This is a genomic window from Pseudonocardia oroxyli (genome assembly GCF_900102195.1).
Taxonomy (GTDB): Bacteria; Actinomycetota; Actinomycetes; order Mycobacteriales; family Pseudonocardiaceae; genus Pseudonocardia; species Pseudonocardia oroxyli.
Genome location: NZ_FNBE01000018.1, coordinates 41,179 through 57,524 on the forward strand (window position 1 = coordinate 41,179; position 16,346 = coordinate 57,524).

Genomic DNA, 16,346 nt, shown 5'->3' on the forward strand with positions numbered 1-16,346 from the left:
GGACTCATCGCGGGGGTGCTCGCGGGAGTCTGTTCGGGGGTCGTCGCAGGGGTCATCGCGGGAGTCCGAGCTTGCGGGCGCAGGCGGGCCAGCTGCCGTAGCCGCCGCGCTGGGCGCGGACCTTCGTGGCGACCGCGATCTGCTGCTCCCTGGTCGCGGCGTCGGCGCGCGGGGCGTGCGCGGTGCCGCCGAAGTCCTCCCAGGTCGCCTGGCTGAACTGCAGGCCGCCGTAGTAGCCGTTCCCGGTCGCGATGTCCCAGTCGCCGGAGGACTCGCACGCGGCCAGACGGTCCCAGACGGGGTCGGCGGCGGGCGGTGGGGCTGCGGCGGGTGGGGTGGTGGGTTCCGGAGCGGGTGGGGTGGTGGGCTCCGGGGTCGGCTCCGTGGCGGGTGGGTCGGCGGATCGGGAGCCGGCGGTCTGGGCGTCGCCGGCCTGGCTGTCCCTGGCCTGGCTGTCGGTGGCCCGGGTGTCGGTGGCGGGGGTCGTGGGGGTGCCGGGGTCGTCGAGGATCTCGGAGCCGGGGGCGCCGTAGCCCGCGGCGGCGTCGTCGAGGACGAGGACCCAGTCCCGCTCGTCCCCGGTGCCCGCCGGGGCCTCGAACGCGGCCGTGCCGGTGGCCTGAACCGGCTCCGGGACCTCCAGGACCTCCCCCGTCCGTGGGTCCACCCACGAGGCCTGCACGGTCTCCGCCGCCAGCATGTCCAGGTCCACGGTCACGTCCATGCCCTCGGGTGTGTACGCGACCAGGAACGACCCGTCGGAGGCCACCGCCGCCGACACCCGTGCGTCGCCCTCCAGACCGGATCCGCCGAGGGCCTCGTCCGCCGGTTCGAGCAGGCGGTAGGGCCGCGATTCCATGACCCGCCGCAGCACGCCGAGCTCCGCGCCGTCTGCACCGTCCGAGCCGTCTGCACCGTCCGAGCCCTGCTCCCCGGTCGGTCCGGCGTAGGTGGCGCCGGTCGCCCCGCCGAGGGTGGCGCGCCAGGCCTCGGCCCGGACGTCGTGCGCGGTCGTGGTGCCCGCACCCCCGCAGTCCTCGCCCGCTCGGGGCGGTGTCGCATCGACCACCGGCTCGCCCGACTCCCGGTCCGACGCCCGCGCCCGCGCCCGGGTCGCCGAGTCCGCGCAGCTGCCCGTCGCGGTGCCGGTGACCTGGCCGGTCGCGCGGTTGTCGGGCTCGTCGGGGTCGCCGTCCGGCGCGCCGGTGCCGTTCCGGGGAGCTCCGGTCTCGGACGGCGCGGTCCTGGCCTCGCGGGGCGCCGGGTCGGTCGTGGGCTCGGTCGTGGGGTCGGATCCGCGGCCAGTGCTGTCCGCACCACCGGCACTGACATCCGATCCGCCGCCGGCACCGTCCGATCCGCCGGCACCATCCGATCCGCCGGCGTTGTCGGACTCCCTCGGCGCCCGGCTGGACCTGCTCTGCACAGGAGCGTCACCCCCACCCGAGCGCAGCCCGTCGACCAGCTCGGACCAGATCTCGGGGCGGCTGCCGTCGTCGTCGGTGAGCCAGACCACCGAGGCGTCTCCGTAGCGGGCCGCGAGGAAGGTGCCGTAGTCCCGCGCGTTCGACTCGGTGAGCAGGCTCCCGACCTGCGCGGACGCGATCGGGGCGAGCGCCAGCGTGAGCCCTCGGGACTCGGCCTCGTCGACGATCGTGTCCACGTGGTCCCAGTAGCCGCCCTCGCTCAGGTCGAGCGCGCCGAGGTGCCCGCGGAAGGCCCGGCCGTCACCCGCCTGCAGCAGCGCGGTCCGCACCACCGTGAAGCCCTGGTCGGCCCGCGTCGCCAGGTAGTCGTCCGCCCCCGGCGCGGACAGGAGGTCCCACGCCGTGTCGGCCAGCCAGTACAGCGGCGTCCCGTCGGCGTGCGCGAACCATCGACCGTCGACCCGCACCCCGCCCGGTTCCGGCCGCCCCGGGAGCACCAGCACCACTCCCACGAGCACGGCGACCACCGCCACGGCGGCCGCGCCGACCCGGACGACCTCTCGAACCCTCCCGAAGACACGCACGGGGCGGACCGTCGCACCATCGCGGCCCGCCCGCGGCGGAACGCGGGGGAACCGTTCACGACTGCGAACGCCGCCGCGACGCCGAGATCCCGCGTGCGAGCGGGTGATCTTCTACACCGTTTCGTGTCGAAATCATCATTCGAGGAGCACACTGTGAACGCACCGGAAAAGCGACTCAGCGGAGGGCAGAGCGATGAAGATTGCCGACATCCTCGACACCAAGGGACGGACCGTGCACACGATCCTCCCGTACGCCACCGTCACGGACGCGGTGCGCCGCCTGGAGGTCCTCGGGATCGGCGCGCTGGTGGTGTGCGACACCGAGCACCGGCTCGTCGGCATCCTCTCCGAGCGCGACCTGATCCGCGAGCTCGCGCAGCGCGGCCCGGAGCTGCTCACGCAGCCGATCTCCGAGGTCATGACCAGGAAGGTCGCCACGGCGCGCCCCGCGGACGAGCTCACCTCGGCGATGGCCCGGATGACCAGCGGCCGCTACCGCCACCTGCCGGTGCTCGACGGTGGACGGCTCGTCGGCATGGTCTCGATCGGCGACCTGGTCAAGGCCCGCCTGCGCGACATGGAACTGCAGACGGGCGTGCTCCGCGACGCCGTGATCGCCGCGCACTGAATCACCGAAACCACTCGAACCGCCCTTTCGCGAGAAAGGGCGGTTCGCCGGATCAGTAGTCGAAATCCGGATCCTCGGTACGGGTGCGCTTGAGCTCGAAGAAATGCGGCCAACCGGCCAGCAGGCGGGCGCCGTCGAAGACCTTCCCGGCCTCCTCGCCGTGCGGCACCTTGGAGATGACGGGCCCGAAGTAGGCCACGCCGTCGACGTGCAGCACCGGGGTGCCCACGTCCATGCCGACGGGGTCCATGCCCGCGTGGTGCTCGGTGTTCAGCTTCTCGTCCCACTCGGTGGAGGTGGCGGCCTCGGCCAGCTCGGCGGGCAGGTCCTGCTCGGCGAGCGCCTCCTTGATCACGACGTCGAAGTCCTTGTTGCCGCCGTTGTGGATCCGCTCCCCCATCGCCCCGTAGAGCGGGCGGACGACCTCGCGGCCGTGGCCCTCGGCGGCGGCGATCAGGACCCGCACCGGACCCCAGGCCTTCTTCATCATCTCCTGGTACTGCTCGGGCAGGTCCCGGCCCGCGTTGAGCACGGCGAGGCTCATCACGTGGAAGTCCAGGTCCAGGTCCCGAACCTGCTCGACCTCGAGGATCCACCGCGAGGTGAGCCAGGCCCAGGGACACAGCGGGTCGACCCAGATGTCGACCTTGGTCCGGTCGGTGCTGGTCACAGGCACTCCGTTCGTCGTCCTAGAACGCCCAACCGGCGCCGCCCCGGCCGTGTTCCCGCACGGCCGGGAAAGACCTCGCCGCCCGTGATTGGATGCGGGAAGCACCCTCGGACCGGAAGGACCACATGGCCCCGCCCAACCTGACCCAGGCCGACGCCGAGCGCCGGGCCGCCCTGCTGGCCGTCTCGTCCTACGTGGTCGACCTCGACCTGACCGACGGCGCGGGCGGACCGGGCGAGAAGACGTTCGCGACCACCGCCACGGTCCGGTTCACCTGCGCCGAGCCGGGTGCGGTCAGCTGGATCGACTTCGTGGGCGCGGGCGTCGAGTCCGCCGTGCTGAACGGCACCGCGCTCGACGTGTCCGGCTACCGCGAGGACGACGGCATCGCCCTGCGGGACCTGCGGGCCGAGAACGAGCTGACGGTCGTCGCCACCGGCACCTACATGAACACCGGCGAGGGCCTGCACCGCTTCGTCGACCCGGTCGACGGCGGCGTCTACCTCTACTCGCAGTTCGAGACCGCGGACTGCAAGCGCCTGTTCGCCTGCTTCGACCAGCCGGACCTCAAGGCGCGCTACACGCTCACGGTCACGGCGCCGTCGGACTGGAAGGTCGTCTCCAACGCGGTGGCCGAGGTGGCGGACGGTGTCCACCGCTTCGCCGAGACCGAGATCATGTCGACCTACCTGGTCGCCCTGATCGCAGGCCCGTACGCGAGCTGGCACGACGAGCACGACGGCATCCCGCTGGGGATCTTCTGCCGGGCGAGCCTCGCCCCGCACATGGACCACGAGCGGATCTTCACCGAGACCAAGCAGGGCTTCGACTTCTACCACCGCAACTTCGGGATCCGGTACCCCTTCGGCAAGTACGACCAGCTCTTCGTGCCGGAGTTCAACGCGGGCGCGATGGAGAACGCGGGCGCCGTCACCTTCCTCGAGGACTACGTCTTCCGCTCCCGGGTCACCCGGTTCCTCTACGAGCGCCGCGCCGAGACGATCCTGCACGAGATGGCGCACATGTGGTTCGGCGACCTCGTGACCATGCGCTGGTGGGACGACCTGTGGCTGAACGAGTCGTTCGCCACCTGGGCCTCCGTGCTCTGCCAGGCCGAGGCCACCGAGTACACCGAGGCCTGGACGACCTTCGCGAACGTCGAGAAGTCCTGGGCCTACCGCCAGGACCAGCTGCCCTCGACGCACCCGATCGCGGCGGACATCCCGGACCTGCAGGCCGTCGAGGTCAACTTCGACGGGATCACCTACGCCAAGGGCGCGTCGGTGCTCAAGCAGCTCGTGGCCTACGTGGGGCTCGAGCCCTTCATGGCGGGCCTGCGGGCGTACTTCGAGGCCCACAAGTGGGGCAACGCCACCTTCGACGACCTGTTGGGCGCCCTGGAGAAGTCCTCCGGACGCGACCTGAGCGACTGGGGCGCGCAGTGGCTGCGCACCACCGGGCTGAACCTGCTCCGCCCGCAGTTCGAGGTCTCGCCCGAGGGCACGTTCACCAGCTTCGAGATCGTCCAGGGCGGCGCGCGGCCCGGCGCCGGGGAGACGCGGACGCACCGCGTCGCCGTCGGGATCTACGACGAGGACTCCCACGGCCGGATCGTGCGCACCGAGCGCATCGAGGTGGACGTCACGGGCGAGCGGACCCGGGTCGACGCCCTCGTCGGCACTCCGCAGGGCAAGCTCGTGCTGGTCAACGACGACGACCTCACCTACTGCGCCCTGCGCCTGGACCCCGCGTCGCTCACCACGCTGATCGACCGGATCGGGGACATCGCCGAGCCGCTGCCGCGCACGCTGTGCTGGTCGGCGGCCTGGGAGATGACCCGCGAGGCCGAGCTCAAGGCCCGGGACTTCGCCACCCTCGTCTCCGGCGGGTTCGCCCGGGAGACCGAGATCGGGGTGCTGCAGCGGCTGCTGCTGCAGGTCCAGACCGCGGTCGTCTCCTACGCGGACGAGAGCTGGGCGGCGGAGAAGGGCTGGCCGCAGCTGGTCGAGGCCATGCTCGCGGGGCTCGACGGCGCGGAGGCGGGCTCGGACACCCAGCTCGCCCTGGTCAACTCCCTGTCCGGGTCGGTGCTGCCCGCGGCCGTGCTGGACCGCTTCGCGGCGTGGCTCGCCGGGCGGGACGTGCCCGCGGGCCTGACCGTCGACACCGACCTGCGCTGGCGGCTCCTGCACGCCCTGGTCGCGCACGGGCGGGCCGGGGAGCCGGAGATCGAGGCCGAGCACGCCCGGGACGCCACGGCGGCGGGCGAGCGGCAGGCCGAGCGGGCCCGCTCGCTCGTCCCGACCGCGGAGGCCAAGGCCAGGGCGTGGCAGCGCGCGGTCTACGACGACGAGATCCCGAACGCCGTCCAGGAGGCGATCATCGGCGGGTTCGCCCACCCGGCGCAGCGGGGGCTGCTCGGCGGGTACGTCGAGAAGTACTTCGACTCGGTCGCCGAGGTGTGGTCGCGCCGCACCTCGGAGCGGGCGCAGAGCGTCGTCCTCGGCCTGTTCCCGAGCTGGGCCGTCGAGAAGGGCACCGTGGACGCGGCGGACGCCTGGCTCGCGGACGACACGCACCCCCCGGCGCTGCGCCGGCTGGTCACCGAGGGTAGGGCGGGCATCGTGCGGGCCCTCGCGGCCCGCGAGTTCGACCGCTCCTGACGGGGTCGTCCGGGCCGCGGCGGGGTCTCCTGACGGGGTCGTCCGGGCCGCGGCGGGACCTCCCGTCGCGGCCCGGGCGCGTGTGCGGTGCGACACCGCACGTCACTCGGTTCAGTGGTGATTCGCGGCGCGCCGCTTGGGATGCTTGATCACGTGACGAGTGCCCGCCCGTTCACCCCTGAGATCCCACCCACCCTCCGAGTCCCCGCCCTGCTGCTCATCGCGCTCGCCGTCGCGGTGTTCGGCGTCGGTGCCGCGGCCTATGCGGGCAGCACCGGGAACGGCGCCCTGGACCTGCACACCGAGTCCCTGGTCGCGGGCGCGACCCGCCCGCACGAGCACCTGTTCCGGGTGCTCACGGCCTTCGGGTCCCCGCCGACGGTGGTCGCGGGCGCGTTCGGCCTCGCGGCCGTCTGCCTCGCGCTGCACCGACGGCGGCTGGCCGTGGTCGCCGTCGTCGGGCCGGGGCTGACCGGCGTGGCGACGACCCTGCTCAAACCGGCGATCGGCCGGACCACCGAGTTCGGTGGCTTCGCCTACCCCAGCGGCCACACCGGCGGCGCCACGGCGATCGCCGTGGCCGTGGCGTTGCTGCTGGTCAGCCTGGTGCGTCCGGGCCGCACGACCGGCACCGCGCTGATCGTGACCCTCGCGCTCGTCGCGGGCGGCGGCATCGGCGTCGCCCTGGTCGCGACGGACGCCCACTACCCCACCGACACCGTCGGCGGGTTCTGCGCCGCGGTCGCCCTGGTCCTGGGCACGGCGCTGGCGCTGGAGTGGGCCGCCGCCCGCCGCCGGGCACGCGCCACCGGCTGAGATCACGACCGGCGGGGCCCGGCGGCGACGTCGCTATCCTCGAACGGGTGACGACGACCCGGGGAACCGCAGGTGGCCGCCCCGCCACGGACGGTCGCCGCCAGGCGTTCGCGGCGCTCGCGCTCGCCGCGGCGGCCGTGGTCGTGGCGCTGGGCGTGCACGTGGCGGGCGGGTCCGCCGCGGGCCGGGTCGACGGCCGCGTCACGGCCGCGGTCGACACGCTCACGTCACCGCACGTGTGGACGGTGCGCGAGCTGACCACGTTCGGGTCTCCGCCCTTCGTCGTGGCCGCGGCACTCGTCCTCGCGGTGGTCGCCCTGGCGCTGCGGGAGCGTCTCCTCGCGCTGCTCGCGCTCGCCGGGCCGGGGCTCACCGGCCTCACGATCATGGCGATGAAACCGGTGGTCGGGCGGACGCTGGGCGCGGACGGCGGCCACGCCTACCCGAGCGGTCACACCGGAGGCGCCACGTCCGTCGCACTCGTGGTCGGCCTGCTGCTGCTCAGCAGGCTGCGGGTGTCCACCGGGGTCGCCGTCGCGGCCCTCCTCGCGTTCGCCCTGGTCGCCGGCGGTGTCGTCGGCGGCGGCATGGTCGCGATCGGGGCGCACTACCCGACGGACACGATCGGCGGGTTCGGCACGGCCGTCGCGGTGGTGCTGGGCCTCGCCGCCGTCGCGGACCTCGTGGCCGAACGGCTCCGGACACGGACCGAGGGCCCCGCTGGGGAAGCGGGGCCCTCGGCTCGTCCGTGACTCGGACGCGGTGGGTCAGCGGCGGAACAGCCGGGCCAGCAGGCCCTTCTTCGGCTCGTCGCCGGTCGCGTCCCGGTAGTGCTCGCACACCGCGACGCCGCAGGCGCCGCAGTCGTCACCGGCGCGGTAGTGCTCGTGGGCCTCCGCCGCGTGCCCGCACACACAGGTCCCCGGTAGGGCCTGGACCGGCGGCGGGGGCGCCACCGGCGGTGCGGTCGGGGCGCTCGCGAGGTTCTGCTCGGGAGCGCGCTGGGCGGGGACCGTGATGTCCTCGATCGAGGGCAGACCCGTGGGCGGGGTCAGCACCGACGAGACGGACCCCTGGGTCTTGCGCGGACGGGGGGTGTCCGTGTCACCCATTCGGGATCCCTCCTTTCTGCCGACCGGCCCCCCACAAGGGGCCGGAGTGCGCACAGTATGTCGTGATCGGACCCATTGCGTCATCACCGAGATCGGTGAGACGTTCGACGGCGCGTGAAGTTGCGCCTACGGTGCGATCGCGTCGGCAGCCGGTCGTTCGGCGTCGACGGCCGGGATCGACAGGCGGGCCGCACAGCCCCGCGGGTCCTCCACGGTGCGCAGGCTCAGGGACCCTCCCTGGCCTTCGGCGAGCTCCCGGCTGATGTGCAGCCCGAGCCCGGAGCCGCCTGCTCGCGGGTCGTGCACCCCGCGCACCAGGACGATTCCCTCACGGCCCGGAGGCAGCCCCGGTCCGTGGTCCCGCACCTCGATCACCACCGTGTCCTGCTCCGAGAACGCCCGGACCAGGACCGGAGTTCCGGCGGCGTGGCGTTCACAGTTGGTCAACAGGTTCGTGACGATCTGCGCGACAACCGCGGAGTCCCCCCGGGCGTGCAGCCCGTCGGGGACCTCCAGGCGCACGTCCCGCCCCTGGGCCCGCTGCAGCTCGACCAGCCCGGCGAGCATGGGTTCGACGAGGTAGTCCTCGGCGTCCGTCGCCCCCGCGAGGGCCGCCAGCCGCTCCGGGTCGGTGGTGGACTCCAGGATCGTGTGCAGCCTGCCCAGCTCGGCCAGCACGGCGCCGCGCAGGCGCTCCTGGTCCGGCCCGTCGACCTCCGCGGACAGCAGGTGCGTGATGCCGGCCAGCCCGGCGAGCCCGTTGCGCAGCTCGTGGTTGCGTTCGGCGGTGTGCGCGGCCGCGCGCTCCATGTGCAGCGCCGCGACCGCGAGCTCCTCCTGCTGCACGAAGTTCTCCTCCTGCAGGCGGCGGACGCCCCGCCCCACGATCTGCAGCAGCCCCACCAGCACCACGACGAGCCCGACCAGCCGCAGCGCGGGGAAGACAAGGTCGGTCGCCGGGACGCGCGCGCCGTTCGCGGTCCGGTAGAGCTGAGCGCCCGCGAGGACGACGAGCCCCAGCCCCGCCCGCAGCCGCGGCCCGCTCTGCCTGCGCGCGGCGTCGACCACGCCGAGCACGGCCGCGGCGGCCCACCCGATCACCAGGACCGTGGTGTAGACCGGCCCGGTCAGGACCTCGGTGAACGGGCCCAGGTCCGGCACCACGAACAGAGCGAGCAGCGACGCGCCGCCGCCCACGAGCATGATCAGCCAGCCGCCCCAGGCCCCCATGCGGCGCGGCGCGCGCAGCGCGAACACGAGCAGCACGAGCGCCGTGGCGTAGGCGAGCATCCGGGACACCCGCGCGGCGGTCGACTCCGCCGTCCCGAGCGCGGTCCACGGCAGCACCACCACGCAGTAGAGGACGAGCGCGGCGGCGAGCCACGCCAGCCGGGCCTCGCCGAGCACCCGCGACCCGATCAGGGCGAGGATGGCGGTGGCCGCGCCGACGCCCGCCGCGACCAGCGTCAGGAGGTCGACCACGAACTCCTCGTGCACCCAGTCCAGGATCCGCTGGCTCGACGCCAACACCACGACGCCTGTGCACAGCACGACCAGCGCACCCACGTCGATGCCCATCCGCGAGGTGAAGCGCGCGCGGCGCAGCCTGCCCACCGCGCTGGTGACCCCCGTGGCCATGTGGTCGGAGACCCCCCTCCGCGACCCACCACCCGGCCGGCCGTTCATCCATCTTAGGGATGTGCCACGACCGTCGACAGCGGACGATGGACCTCAACCGAACGGCTGCGGGGCGTTCACCCGACACCGCCGTGCGCGGATCAGCCGCCGGTGGCCTGCCGGTAGAGGGCCACGGCCTCGAGCTGCGAGCCCACCTCGAGCTTGGTCAGCACGGCCCTGATCTGGGTGCGCACGGTCGCCAGCGACACCACGAAGTGGTCCGCCACGGCCTGGGCGCGCCTGCCCCTGGCCAGCTCGGCCAGCACCTCGCGCTCCCGCTGGGTCAACCGGCCGAGCTTCTCGGCCAGGTCCCGGCGCTCGGCGGTGCGTCTTCGGGACACGTCGATGAACTTGCGCCTGCGGTCCTCCGACATCACCGGGCGGCCCGCGACGGCCGCCCGCACCGCGGCGAGCAGGGTGGGGAACGGGGCGTTCTTCGGCACCCAGGCCAGGGCGCCCGCGTCGAGCGCGGAGCCGATCCGGGCGGGGTCGGCGCTGCCGGAGAGGACGAGGATCTGCCACCCGGCCTGCCGCAGCGGCCCGACGAGCTCGACGCCGTCGATCCGGTTGCCCTCCGCGTCCCGCCCGAGGTCGAGGTCCAGGAGCGCGAGACCGGCGGGTACCCGCCCCGCCTCCGCGAGGATCCCCCGCTCGGCCGCGGGCCGGATCCGGCCGGCCTCGATGCCCTCCTTCTCGAGGCTCATCACCAGCGAGGTCGCCACGAGCTCGTGATCGTCCACCACGATCACGGGCACCGGAGGGCGCCGGAGCGTCCGCTCCGGCTCACGCGGCGAGATCGGTTCACTCATGGGCGATGCGAGGGCTTCCGCTGCGGGGCCGACGACCGGTCACGTACCTGCAACGACCCGCCGCGGCGAACGACGCGTACTGCTCACCGTGACGGAACCACTGCACCTTGCCCACATGCTTACACCATATGGCTGACCGCACCCAACCATCACGCATGTTTGCCGGATGGAGCGGGCGAACTCGCCCGAAAGGGGCAACCCCGCTCTAGCGGCGGTGGCCCGCCTGGTCGGCCAGCATCCGCAGCCCGCTGAGCAGTCCGCCGAACAGGTCGCTCTCCTTGAACGAGGCCACCATGCTCATGACGGCGAGCTTCGCGCCCCGGTCCGGCAGCCGCAGCTTCGCCTCGGGACCGGTCACGACCTCGACCAGGCGCTGCCCCGGGCTCACGGCCACGAGCACCGCGGTGTCCGACGGGTCCAGCGAGGCCTGGTACTCCGCCGCGGCGGCCTCGGGGTCGCCGCCCAGGTCGCCCAGGTAGATGGCGAAGAACAGCCCGGTGTCGCGGCTCGCCAGGGTCAGCGCCTCGTCCAGCCGGGACAGCTGCTCGGTGCTGAACGGCGGCTTCCCCGTGGTGTCCGGCTCGGTGAAGACCTCGGCGGCGGAGACCCGCCCGGACCCGGTGACGACCGCGCCCTCGGGCAGGTCCTCGGGGTCGACGGTGGCGACGGCTCCGTGATTACCAGTGGCCACGGGCTCCCCCGGTCTGTGCGTTCGTCGGCTCGACGGTGTCGGAGCGCTCGGCGGGCAGGTGGGCACCGGCTGGGTTCGCGGTCCACAGGACGGGCTCGTAGTCCCATGCCTCGCCGGACCGGTACCGCGGCTTGCGGCTCGCCTTCCGGCCCACGGTCAGGCCGAAGACGACGAGATAGACCACCGCCGGTATCAGGAGGAAGACCAGCACCGTCTGCACCACGCTCACGGCGCAGAACCTACCACTGTGCTCCGACACGCCGTAGAAGGTCGCTCACACCCCCGGCTCGCACGGGAAGACGCCGGCCCGCACCGCCGCCGTCAGGTCCGCGTGATCGCGCTCGGTCTGGTCGGCGTAGGCCCGGGCGAAGCGGCGGATCGCGGTGCGCACCCGCCCGCCCCCGCCGAGGTAGGCCGCGATCATGGAGGCGCCGCTGGTCCGCGCGTGGCCCTTCGCCAGCAGCAACCCGCAGACGGCGGCGTAGTCCACCAGGCCCGCGGGCTCCATGTGGTCCAGGTCGAACGAGCCCTTCATGTCGCGGAACTGGCGCACGTAGTACTGCCGGTTCCCGGCGGTCGTCCAGCCCAGCAGCGGGTCGGACACCGTCTGCAGCGCCTGCTGGTACTCGACGACACGTTGGCCCTGGTGGTCGTGCAGCGCCGTGTCGCCGTGCACGAACGGGGCGATCACCGACCGGCGGGCCTGCTTGAGCTGCAGGAACAGGACGTCGTCCGGCCCGGAGCCCTCGCACAGCGCCAGGTAGGCGCGCAGCCCGACCGATCCCACGCCGACCACCTTGTGCGCCACGTCCACCACCCGGTACCCGCCGACCACGCGCGCCCAGTGCGGCGGCAGCGTCGTGAGGTAGTCGTCGAGGGCGAGGACGAGGCGGTCGTACTGCTCGGGATCCGGCCGGGTGATGAGCGGCGGGTCGGCGACGATCCGGCGCGAGTCGCCGTCGGTGAAGCGGGGCAGGGCGCGGTCGCTGGTGCGCCGCCGGGCCTTGCGGGCCGCGTCCGCGACGGCCTTGCGGCTGCCCTTGCGGTCCGCGCGTTCCTCCAGGTCGTCCGCCTCGATGCGCTCGTACGAGCGGGTGAGCAGCGGCTGGGAGGCGAGCCGCGCGAGGTGCCGCCGGTAGGCGTCGACACAGCGGGCCACGGCCTCGCCGCACTGCTCCTCGGTGGCGCCGCACTGCCGTCCGGCCACGTGGATGCTCGTCGCGAGCCGGCGCAGATCCCACTCCCAGGCCCCGGGGTGGGCCTCGTCGAAGTCGTTGAGGTCGAAGACGAGGTCCCGCTCGGGCGAGGCGTAGAAGCCGAAGTTGCCGAGGTGGGCGTCCCCGCAGATGACGGGTTGGACGCCGGTGGCGGGCAGCGTCGCGAAGTCCGCGGCGTGCAGGTGGGCGGCGCCGCGCAGGAAGGCGAACGGGCTCGCGGACATGCGCCCGATCCGGACGGGGATGAGCCGCTCCACCCGGCCGGCGTTGGTCAGCCGCACCGACTCGACGGCCCCGATCCGCCGGTTCGCCGGGGTCCACGCCGCCAGCGCCTCCCGCGGCACCCGGTCCCGCAGCTCCCGCCCGAGCGCCTGCCGGGCCTCCCGGGGCAGCGCGGGCGCCGACAGCAGCGCGAACCCGTCCCGGGCGGCGGGGTCGAGGGAGGCGAGGACGGTGTGCGGCCGCATGGGTGCATTCTCCACCCGGCGTGACCCGGCGATCACCAGGCGAGTTGTTCCGCGGGGTGACACGGGGAAGCATGGGGGGCATGGACTTCCGCCGGGCGGCCCTCGGTCTCGTGCTCCTGGCGACCCTCGCCGGGTGTGGGTCGAGCGGGCCGACCGCGCAGTGCGATCTGGCCTCGACGGCGCTGAACCAGGGCCAGCTCGCCACCGCCGCCGAGCTCTACGCCCGCGCCCAGCGCAGCGGCGAGGGTTCGTGTGCGGACACCGGGCTCGACTCGGTCGCGAACCGGTACGCCTCGGCCTTCCGCGAAGCCGCCCGCGGCACGGCGTTGGAGGTGGCGGCGGACAACGCGGGCGCCCAGGCCGCCTACCAGTCCGCGCTCGCCCTGGACCAGGGCAACCAACCGGCGATCAACGGGCTCACCCGGCTCGGGGTGCCGCAGGAGCAGCGGATCACCTCGCTCCCGCTGCCCGCCACGCCGCCGTACCCGCAGGCCACGGCCTGGACGGGCTGGCCGATCGTGCTCCCCACCTTCCTGATCGCCCTCGCCGCCCTGGCCTTCGCCCTGCTGCGTCGTCCCGCACCGGGCGGCTACGGCTCCGACGGCTCTGCCCGCGGTTCCGCATCGGGGCGACCCGCCGGGCGCAGGTCGTGGTGGGGCCGCGCGAACGACTGGGTCGCGGGTGGGCGGCAGGCCGCGGCGGAGGGGCCGCCGGAGGACGAGGGGTACGCCGCGGACCGGGGCGAGGCGGCGGGGCCCGCGGAACCGCGCCTCGGCAGTCCCGTCGCGGCACCGCGCCCCTCCCCCGAGCCGCCGACACGACCAGTCCGCCCCGTGACCGGCGAGGACGCCCGCACCGACCCGATCACGGTCGTCACGCCGCAGGGCCTGGACCTGGGCCGCCGCTCCGACCAGCCCCGGTCCCGGACGGTTCGGCCCCACGACCCGCCCGCGGAGGAGGACGACCCCGACCCCGGGGCATCTGTGCCCGGCGACGCTGCTCCGCCGCCCCTCGATGCGTCCGCCGGCCCACCCCGATCGGACGGTGACGCGGCAGCCCAGGCCGCACCCCCAGGAGACCCGACCCCCACGACGCCCGGGGCGCTCGGAGTCGGTGCGGCGGGGGCCTCGGTGATCGGCCTGGCCGCTGCGCGGGCCGAGTCCGAGCCGGCCGACCCGCCCGCTCCCTCGTCCGCCGAGCCTCCGACCACCGAGGCGGAGCAGCCCGAGCCCGCCGAGCCGGAGCGACCCGAGCCCACCGCCGAGCAGCCGGCCCCGCAGCCGTCACCCGCCACGCCGGAGCAGCCCGAGCCCACCGCCGAGCAGCCGTCGCCCTCGGTGCCCCCCACCCCGCACCCGTCGCCCACCCCACGACCCGACCCCGCGCTCGTCGCGCAGGGGGCGGAGATCGGGCAGCTCCAACGGCTCCTGGACCGCTCCTTCCGGGCGGACGACCGGCCGCTCCCCCGCCGCTACTTCGCCGCGGCGGAACCCGTGCCGGGCCCCGTCGTGGGCGTGACCCTGGCCGTCTGCGTGGTCGGGCTGTCCGGCTCGGAGCGTCTGCTGTGCGTGCAACGGCTGGTCGACGCGTCCCCGCCGGACGCCGACTGGGTCCCCGACCCGGACCGGCACCCGGCGGTGGCGGCGGCGGTCGCACGGCGCGCGGTCGGGTCGATCCGCGACCATGACGAACGCATCTGGGCCACCGACCCCGTCGCCGACGAGCGCGCCCTGCTGCGCCTCGTCGACGCCGCCCGCCCGGTGTGGACCGACCTGCTGCGGGGCGCCGAACCCCCGGACGGCGGGCCGCTGAACCCCTCGACGTCGCCGGGCTCGGCGATCCTGCAGGGGGCCGTCACGGGGCGCGGGCCGGTGGCCGACGAGGGGCCGAGTCCCACAGACGTCCGGGTGGTCGCCCTCGTCGGGGCGCTGCTCGTCGAGGGCGCGGTCACGAACGCCCGGGTCGAGGCGCAGCACCGCGAGATGCCGGCCGTGGCCGCGGCGGAGTCGATCGAGTCCGCGCTCGCCGCGGAGCTCGCCGACCTTCAGTAGCGGGGCAGCAGGCCCTGGTCGCGGGCCTCGGCCAGGGTCGGGGCGTCCCGGTCCTTGTCGGAGAGGATCAGCTCCAGGTCCGCGGGCCACGGCAGTCCCAGCGCGGGGTCCAGCGGCGAGATCCCGTGCTCGGCCTTGGGGTTGTACGGCGTGGAGCACAGGTAGGCCATCACCGTCGGCTCCGCCAGGGCGACGAACGCGTGCCCCAGCCCCTCGGTGAGATAGACCGCGTTCATCCGCTCCGAGTCGAGCTCCACGGCCTCCCACCGCCCGAAGGTCGGCGATCCCACCCGGACGTCGACGATGACGTCGAGCAGCCGACCCGACGGGCAGTACACGTACTTCGCCTGCCCGGGCGGCACGTCCGCGAAGTGCACCCCCCGCACCACACCGCGCGCGCTGCGCGAGTGGTTGGTCTGCTGCGTGGTCAGCTCGAAGCCGAGCGCCTCCCGGAACACCGGGCCCTGGTAGGGCGCCACGAACACGCCCCGGCTGTCCGGGAAGACCGTCGGCTCGAACGCCCACGCCCCGGAGATCGACAGCTCGCGGTACTTCACGCCGAGACCCCCGACTTGATCGGCTCCCACCACGGACGGTTGTCCCGGTACCAGGCCACCGTCTCCGCCAACCCCTCGTCGAACGAGTGCCGCGGCGCGTACCCCAGCTCCGCGTTGATCTTCGACCAGTCCACCGAGTACCGCCGGTCGTGCCCCTTGCGGTCCGCCACCCGCTCGATCATGTCCTCGCCCGCACCCACCGCCGCCAACAACCGGTGGGTCAGGTCGTGGTTCGTCAGCTCGGTGCCGCCGCCGATGTTGTAGATCTCCCCCGCCCGGCCACCCCCGGCGACCAGCGCGATCCCCCGACAGTGGTCGTCGACGTGCAGCCAGTCCCGCACGTTGAGCCCGTCGCCGTAGAGCGGGACCCGCCGCCCGTCGAGCAGGTTGGTCACGAACAACGGAATGACCTTCTCCGGGAACTGGTACGGCCCGTAGTTGTTCGAACACCGCGTGATCGACACGTCCAGCCCGTGCGTGCGGAAGTAGCTGCGCGCCAACAGGTCCGACCCCGCCTTCGACGCCGAGTACGGCGAGTTCGGCAACAACGGGTCCGTCTCCGGCCACGACCCCTCCGAGATCGAGCCGTACACCTCGTCCGTCGAGACGTGCACGAACTTGCCCACCCCCGCGTCCAGCGCGGCCTGCAACATCACCTGCGTGCCCACCACGTTGGTCGACACGAAGTCCGCCGCCCCCGTGATCGAGCGGTCCACGTGCGACTCCGCCGCGAAATGCACCACCACATCCACCCCGGCCACCGCCCCCGCGACGGCCTCGGGGTCCCGGATGTCCCCCACCACGAGATCCACGCCTGAGTCAGACAGGTACCCGGCCAGGTTCTCCCGCCGCCCCGCATAGGTGAGCAGGTCCAGCACCCGCACGTCCCCGCTCAAGGCCGGATACGCCCCGTCGACCAGGGACCGCACGAAATGCGAGCCGATGAAACCCGCCCCACCCGTCACCAGTACGTGCAC

Annotated in this window: 15 protein-coding genes; 5 read left to right on the forward strand and 10 right to left on the reverse strand. The window is 74.0% G+C overall.

What is annotated here, in order from left to right:
* Positions 1-52 precede the first annotated feature (52 nt).
* Positions 53-2,011, reverse strand: a complete 1,959-nt coding sequence (locus tag BLS43_RS23860; RefSeq protein ID WP_093088942.1) for an apiosidase-like domain-containing protein — start codon at positions 2,009-2,011, stop codon at positions 53-55.
* A gap of 193 nt (positions 2,012-2,204) precedes the next feature.
* Here BLS43_RS23860 and BLS43_RS23865 point away from each other — a divergent pair, with 193 nt between their 5' ends.
* Positions 2,205-2,639, forward strand: a complete 435-nt coding sequence (locus tag BLS43_RS23865; RefSeq protein ID WP_093088943.1) for a CBS domain-containing protein — start codon at positions 2,205-2,207, stop codon at positions 2,637-2,639.
* Positions 2,640-2,691: 52 nt separating this feature from the next.
* Here the strand turns inward: BLS43_RS23865 and BLS43_RS23870 are convergent, their stop codons facing one another.
* Entirely contained in the window at positions 2,692-3,309 is a 618-nt protein-coding gene (locus BLS43_RS23870; RefSeq protein WP_093088944.1) for a mycothiol-dependent nitroreductase Rv2466c family protein, read from the reverse strand.
* A 125-nt stretch (positions 3,310-3,434) separates the two neighbouring features.
* Between BLS43_RS23870 and pepN the strand changes: the two genes are divergently transcribed.
* The 3 genes from pepN to BLS43_RS23885 all read left to right on the forward strand — a co-directional run bounded on the left by pepN (position 3,435) and on the right by BLS43_RS23885 (position 7,540).
* Complete coding sequence (pepN, locus tag BLS43_RS23875; protein ID WP_093088945.1) at positions 3,435-5,972, forward strand: aminopeptidase N; 2,538 nt, start codon at positions 3,435-3,437, stop codon at positions 5,970-5,972.
* A 153-nt stretch (positions 5,973-6,125) separates the two neighbouring features.
* The gene (locus tag BLS43_RS23880; RefSeq protein ID WP_176921504.1) at positions 6,126-6,788 is read left to right on the forward strand and encodes a phosphatase PAP2 family protein; all 663 of its coding nucleotides are present in this window, start codon (positions 6,126-6,128) and stop codon (positions 6,786-6,788) included.
* 47 nt (positions 6,789-6,835) lie between these two features.
* Positions 6,836-7,540, forward strand: a complete 705-nt coding sequence (locus BLS43_RS23885) for a phosphatase PAP2 family protein (RefSeq protein ID WP_143030191.1) — start codon at positions 6,836-6,838, stop codon at positions 7,538-7,540.
* 15 nt (positions 7,541-7,555) lie between these two features.
* Here BLS43_RS23885 and BLS43_RS23890 read toward each other — a convergent pair whose 3' ends face one another.
* The 6 genes from BLS43_RS23890 to BLS43_RS23915 all read right to left on the reverse strand — a co-directional run bounded on the left by BLS43_RS23890 (position 7,556) and on the right by BLS43_RS23915 (position 12,761).
* Positions 7,556-7,900, reverse strand: coding sequence for a hypothetical protein (locus BLS43_RS23890; protein WP_093088948.1), 345 nt, complete (start codon positions 7,898-7,900; stop codon positions 7,556-7,558).
* A gap of 126 nt (positions 7,901-8,026) precedes the next feature.
* A complete protein-coding gene (locus tag BLS43_RS23895; RefSeq protein ID WP_143030192.1) occupies positions 8,027-9,538 on the reverse strand; it encodes a sensor histidine kinase in 1,512 nt (503 codons plus the stop codon).
* Positions 9,539-9,678: 140 nt separating this feature from the next.
* Positions 9,679-10,386, reverse strand: coding sequence for a response regulator transcription factor (locus BLS43_RS23900; protein ID WP_093088950.1), 708 nt, complete (start codon positions 10,384-10,386; stop codon positions 9,679-9,681).
* Positions 10,387-10,591: 205 nt separating this feature from the next.
* Positions 10,592-11,077 carry a DUF5130 family protein gene (locus tag BLS43_RS23905; RefSeq protein WP_093088951.1) on the reverse strand — a complete coding sequence of 162 codons (486 nt, stop codon included), beginning with the start codon at positions 11,075-11,077 and terminating at the stop codon, positions 10,592-10,594.
* On the reverse strand, positions 11,064-11,306 hold the full coding sequence (ctaJ, locus tag BLS43_RS23910) for an aa3-type cytochrome oxidase subunit CtaJ (protein WP_093088952.1): 243 nt from the start codon (positions 11,304-11,306) through the stop codon (positions 11,064-11,066). Before ctaJ ends, BLS43_RS23905 begins: the two co-directional genes overlap by 14 nt.
* Positions 11,307-11,351: 45 nt before the next feature.
* On the reverse strand, positions 11,352-12,761 hold the full coding sequence (locus BLS43_RS23915) for a DUF2252 domain-containing protein (RefSeq protein ID WP_093088953.1): 1,410 nt from the start codon (positions 12,759-12,761) through the stop codon (positions 11,352-11,354).
* An 80-nt stretch (positions 12,762-12,841) separates the two neighbouring features.
* Here BLS43_RS23915 and BLS43_RS23920 point away from each other — a divergent pair, with 80 nt between their 5' ends.
* Positions 12,842-14,812, forward strand: coding sequence for a hypothetical protein (locus BLS43_RS23920; protein WP_093088954.1), 1,971 nt, complete (start codon positions 12,842-12,844; stop codon positions 14,810-14,812).
* On the opposite strand, the gene BLS43_RS23925 is transcribed toward BLS43_RS23920, so the two are convergent.
* Complete coding sequence (locus tag BLS43_RS23925; protein WP_093088955.1) at positions 14,806-15,369, reverse strand: dTDP-4-dehydrorhamnose 3,5-epimerase family protein; 564 nt, start codon at positions 15,367-15,369, stop codon at positions 14,806-14,808. The genes BLS43_RS23920 and BLS43_RS23925 overlap by 7 nt on opposite strands.
* Positions 15,366-16,346, reverse strand: a complete 981-nt coding sequence (gene rfbB / locus BLS43_RS23930; protein WP_093088956.1) for a dTDP-glucose 4,6-dehydratase — start codon at positions 16,344-16,346, stop codon at positions 15,366-15,368. The genes BLS43_RS23925 and rfbB overlap by 4 nt, the downstream gene beginning before the upstream one ends.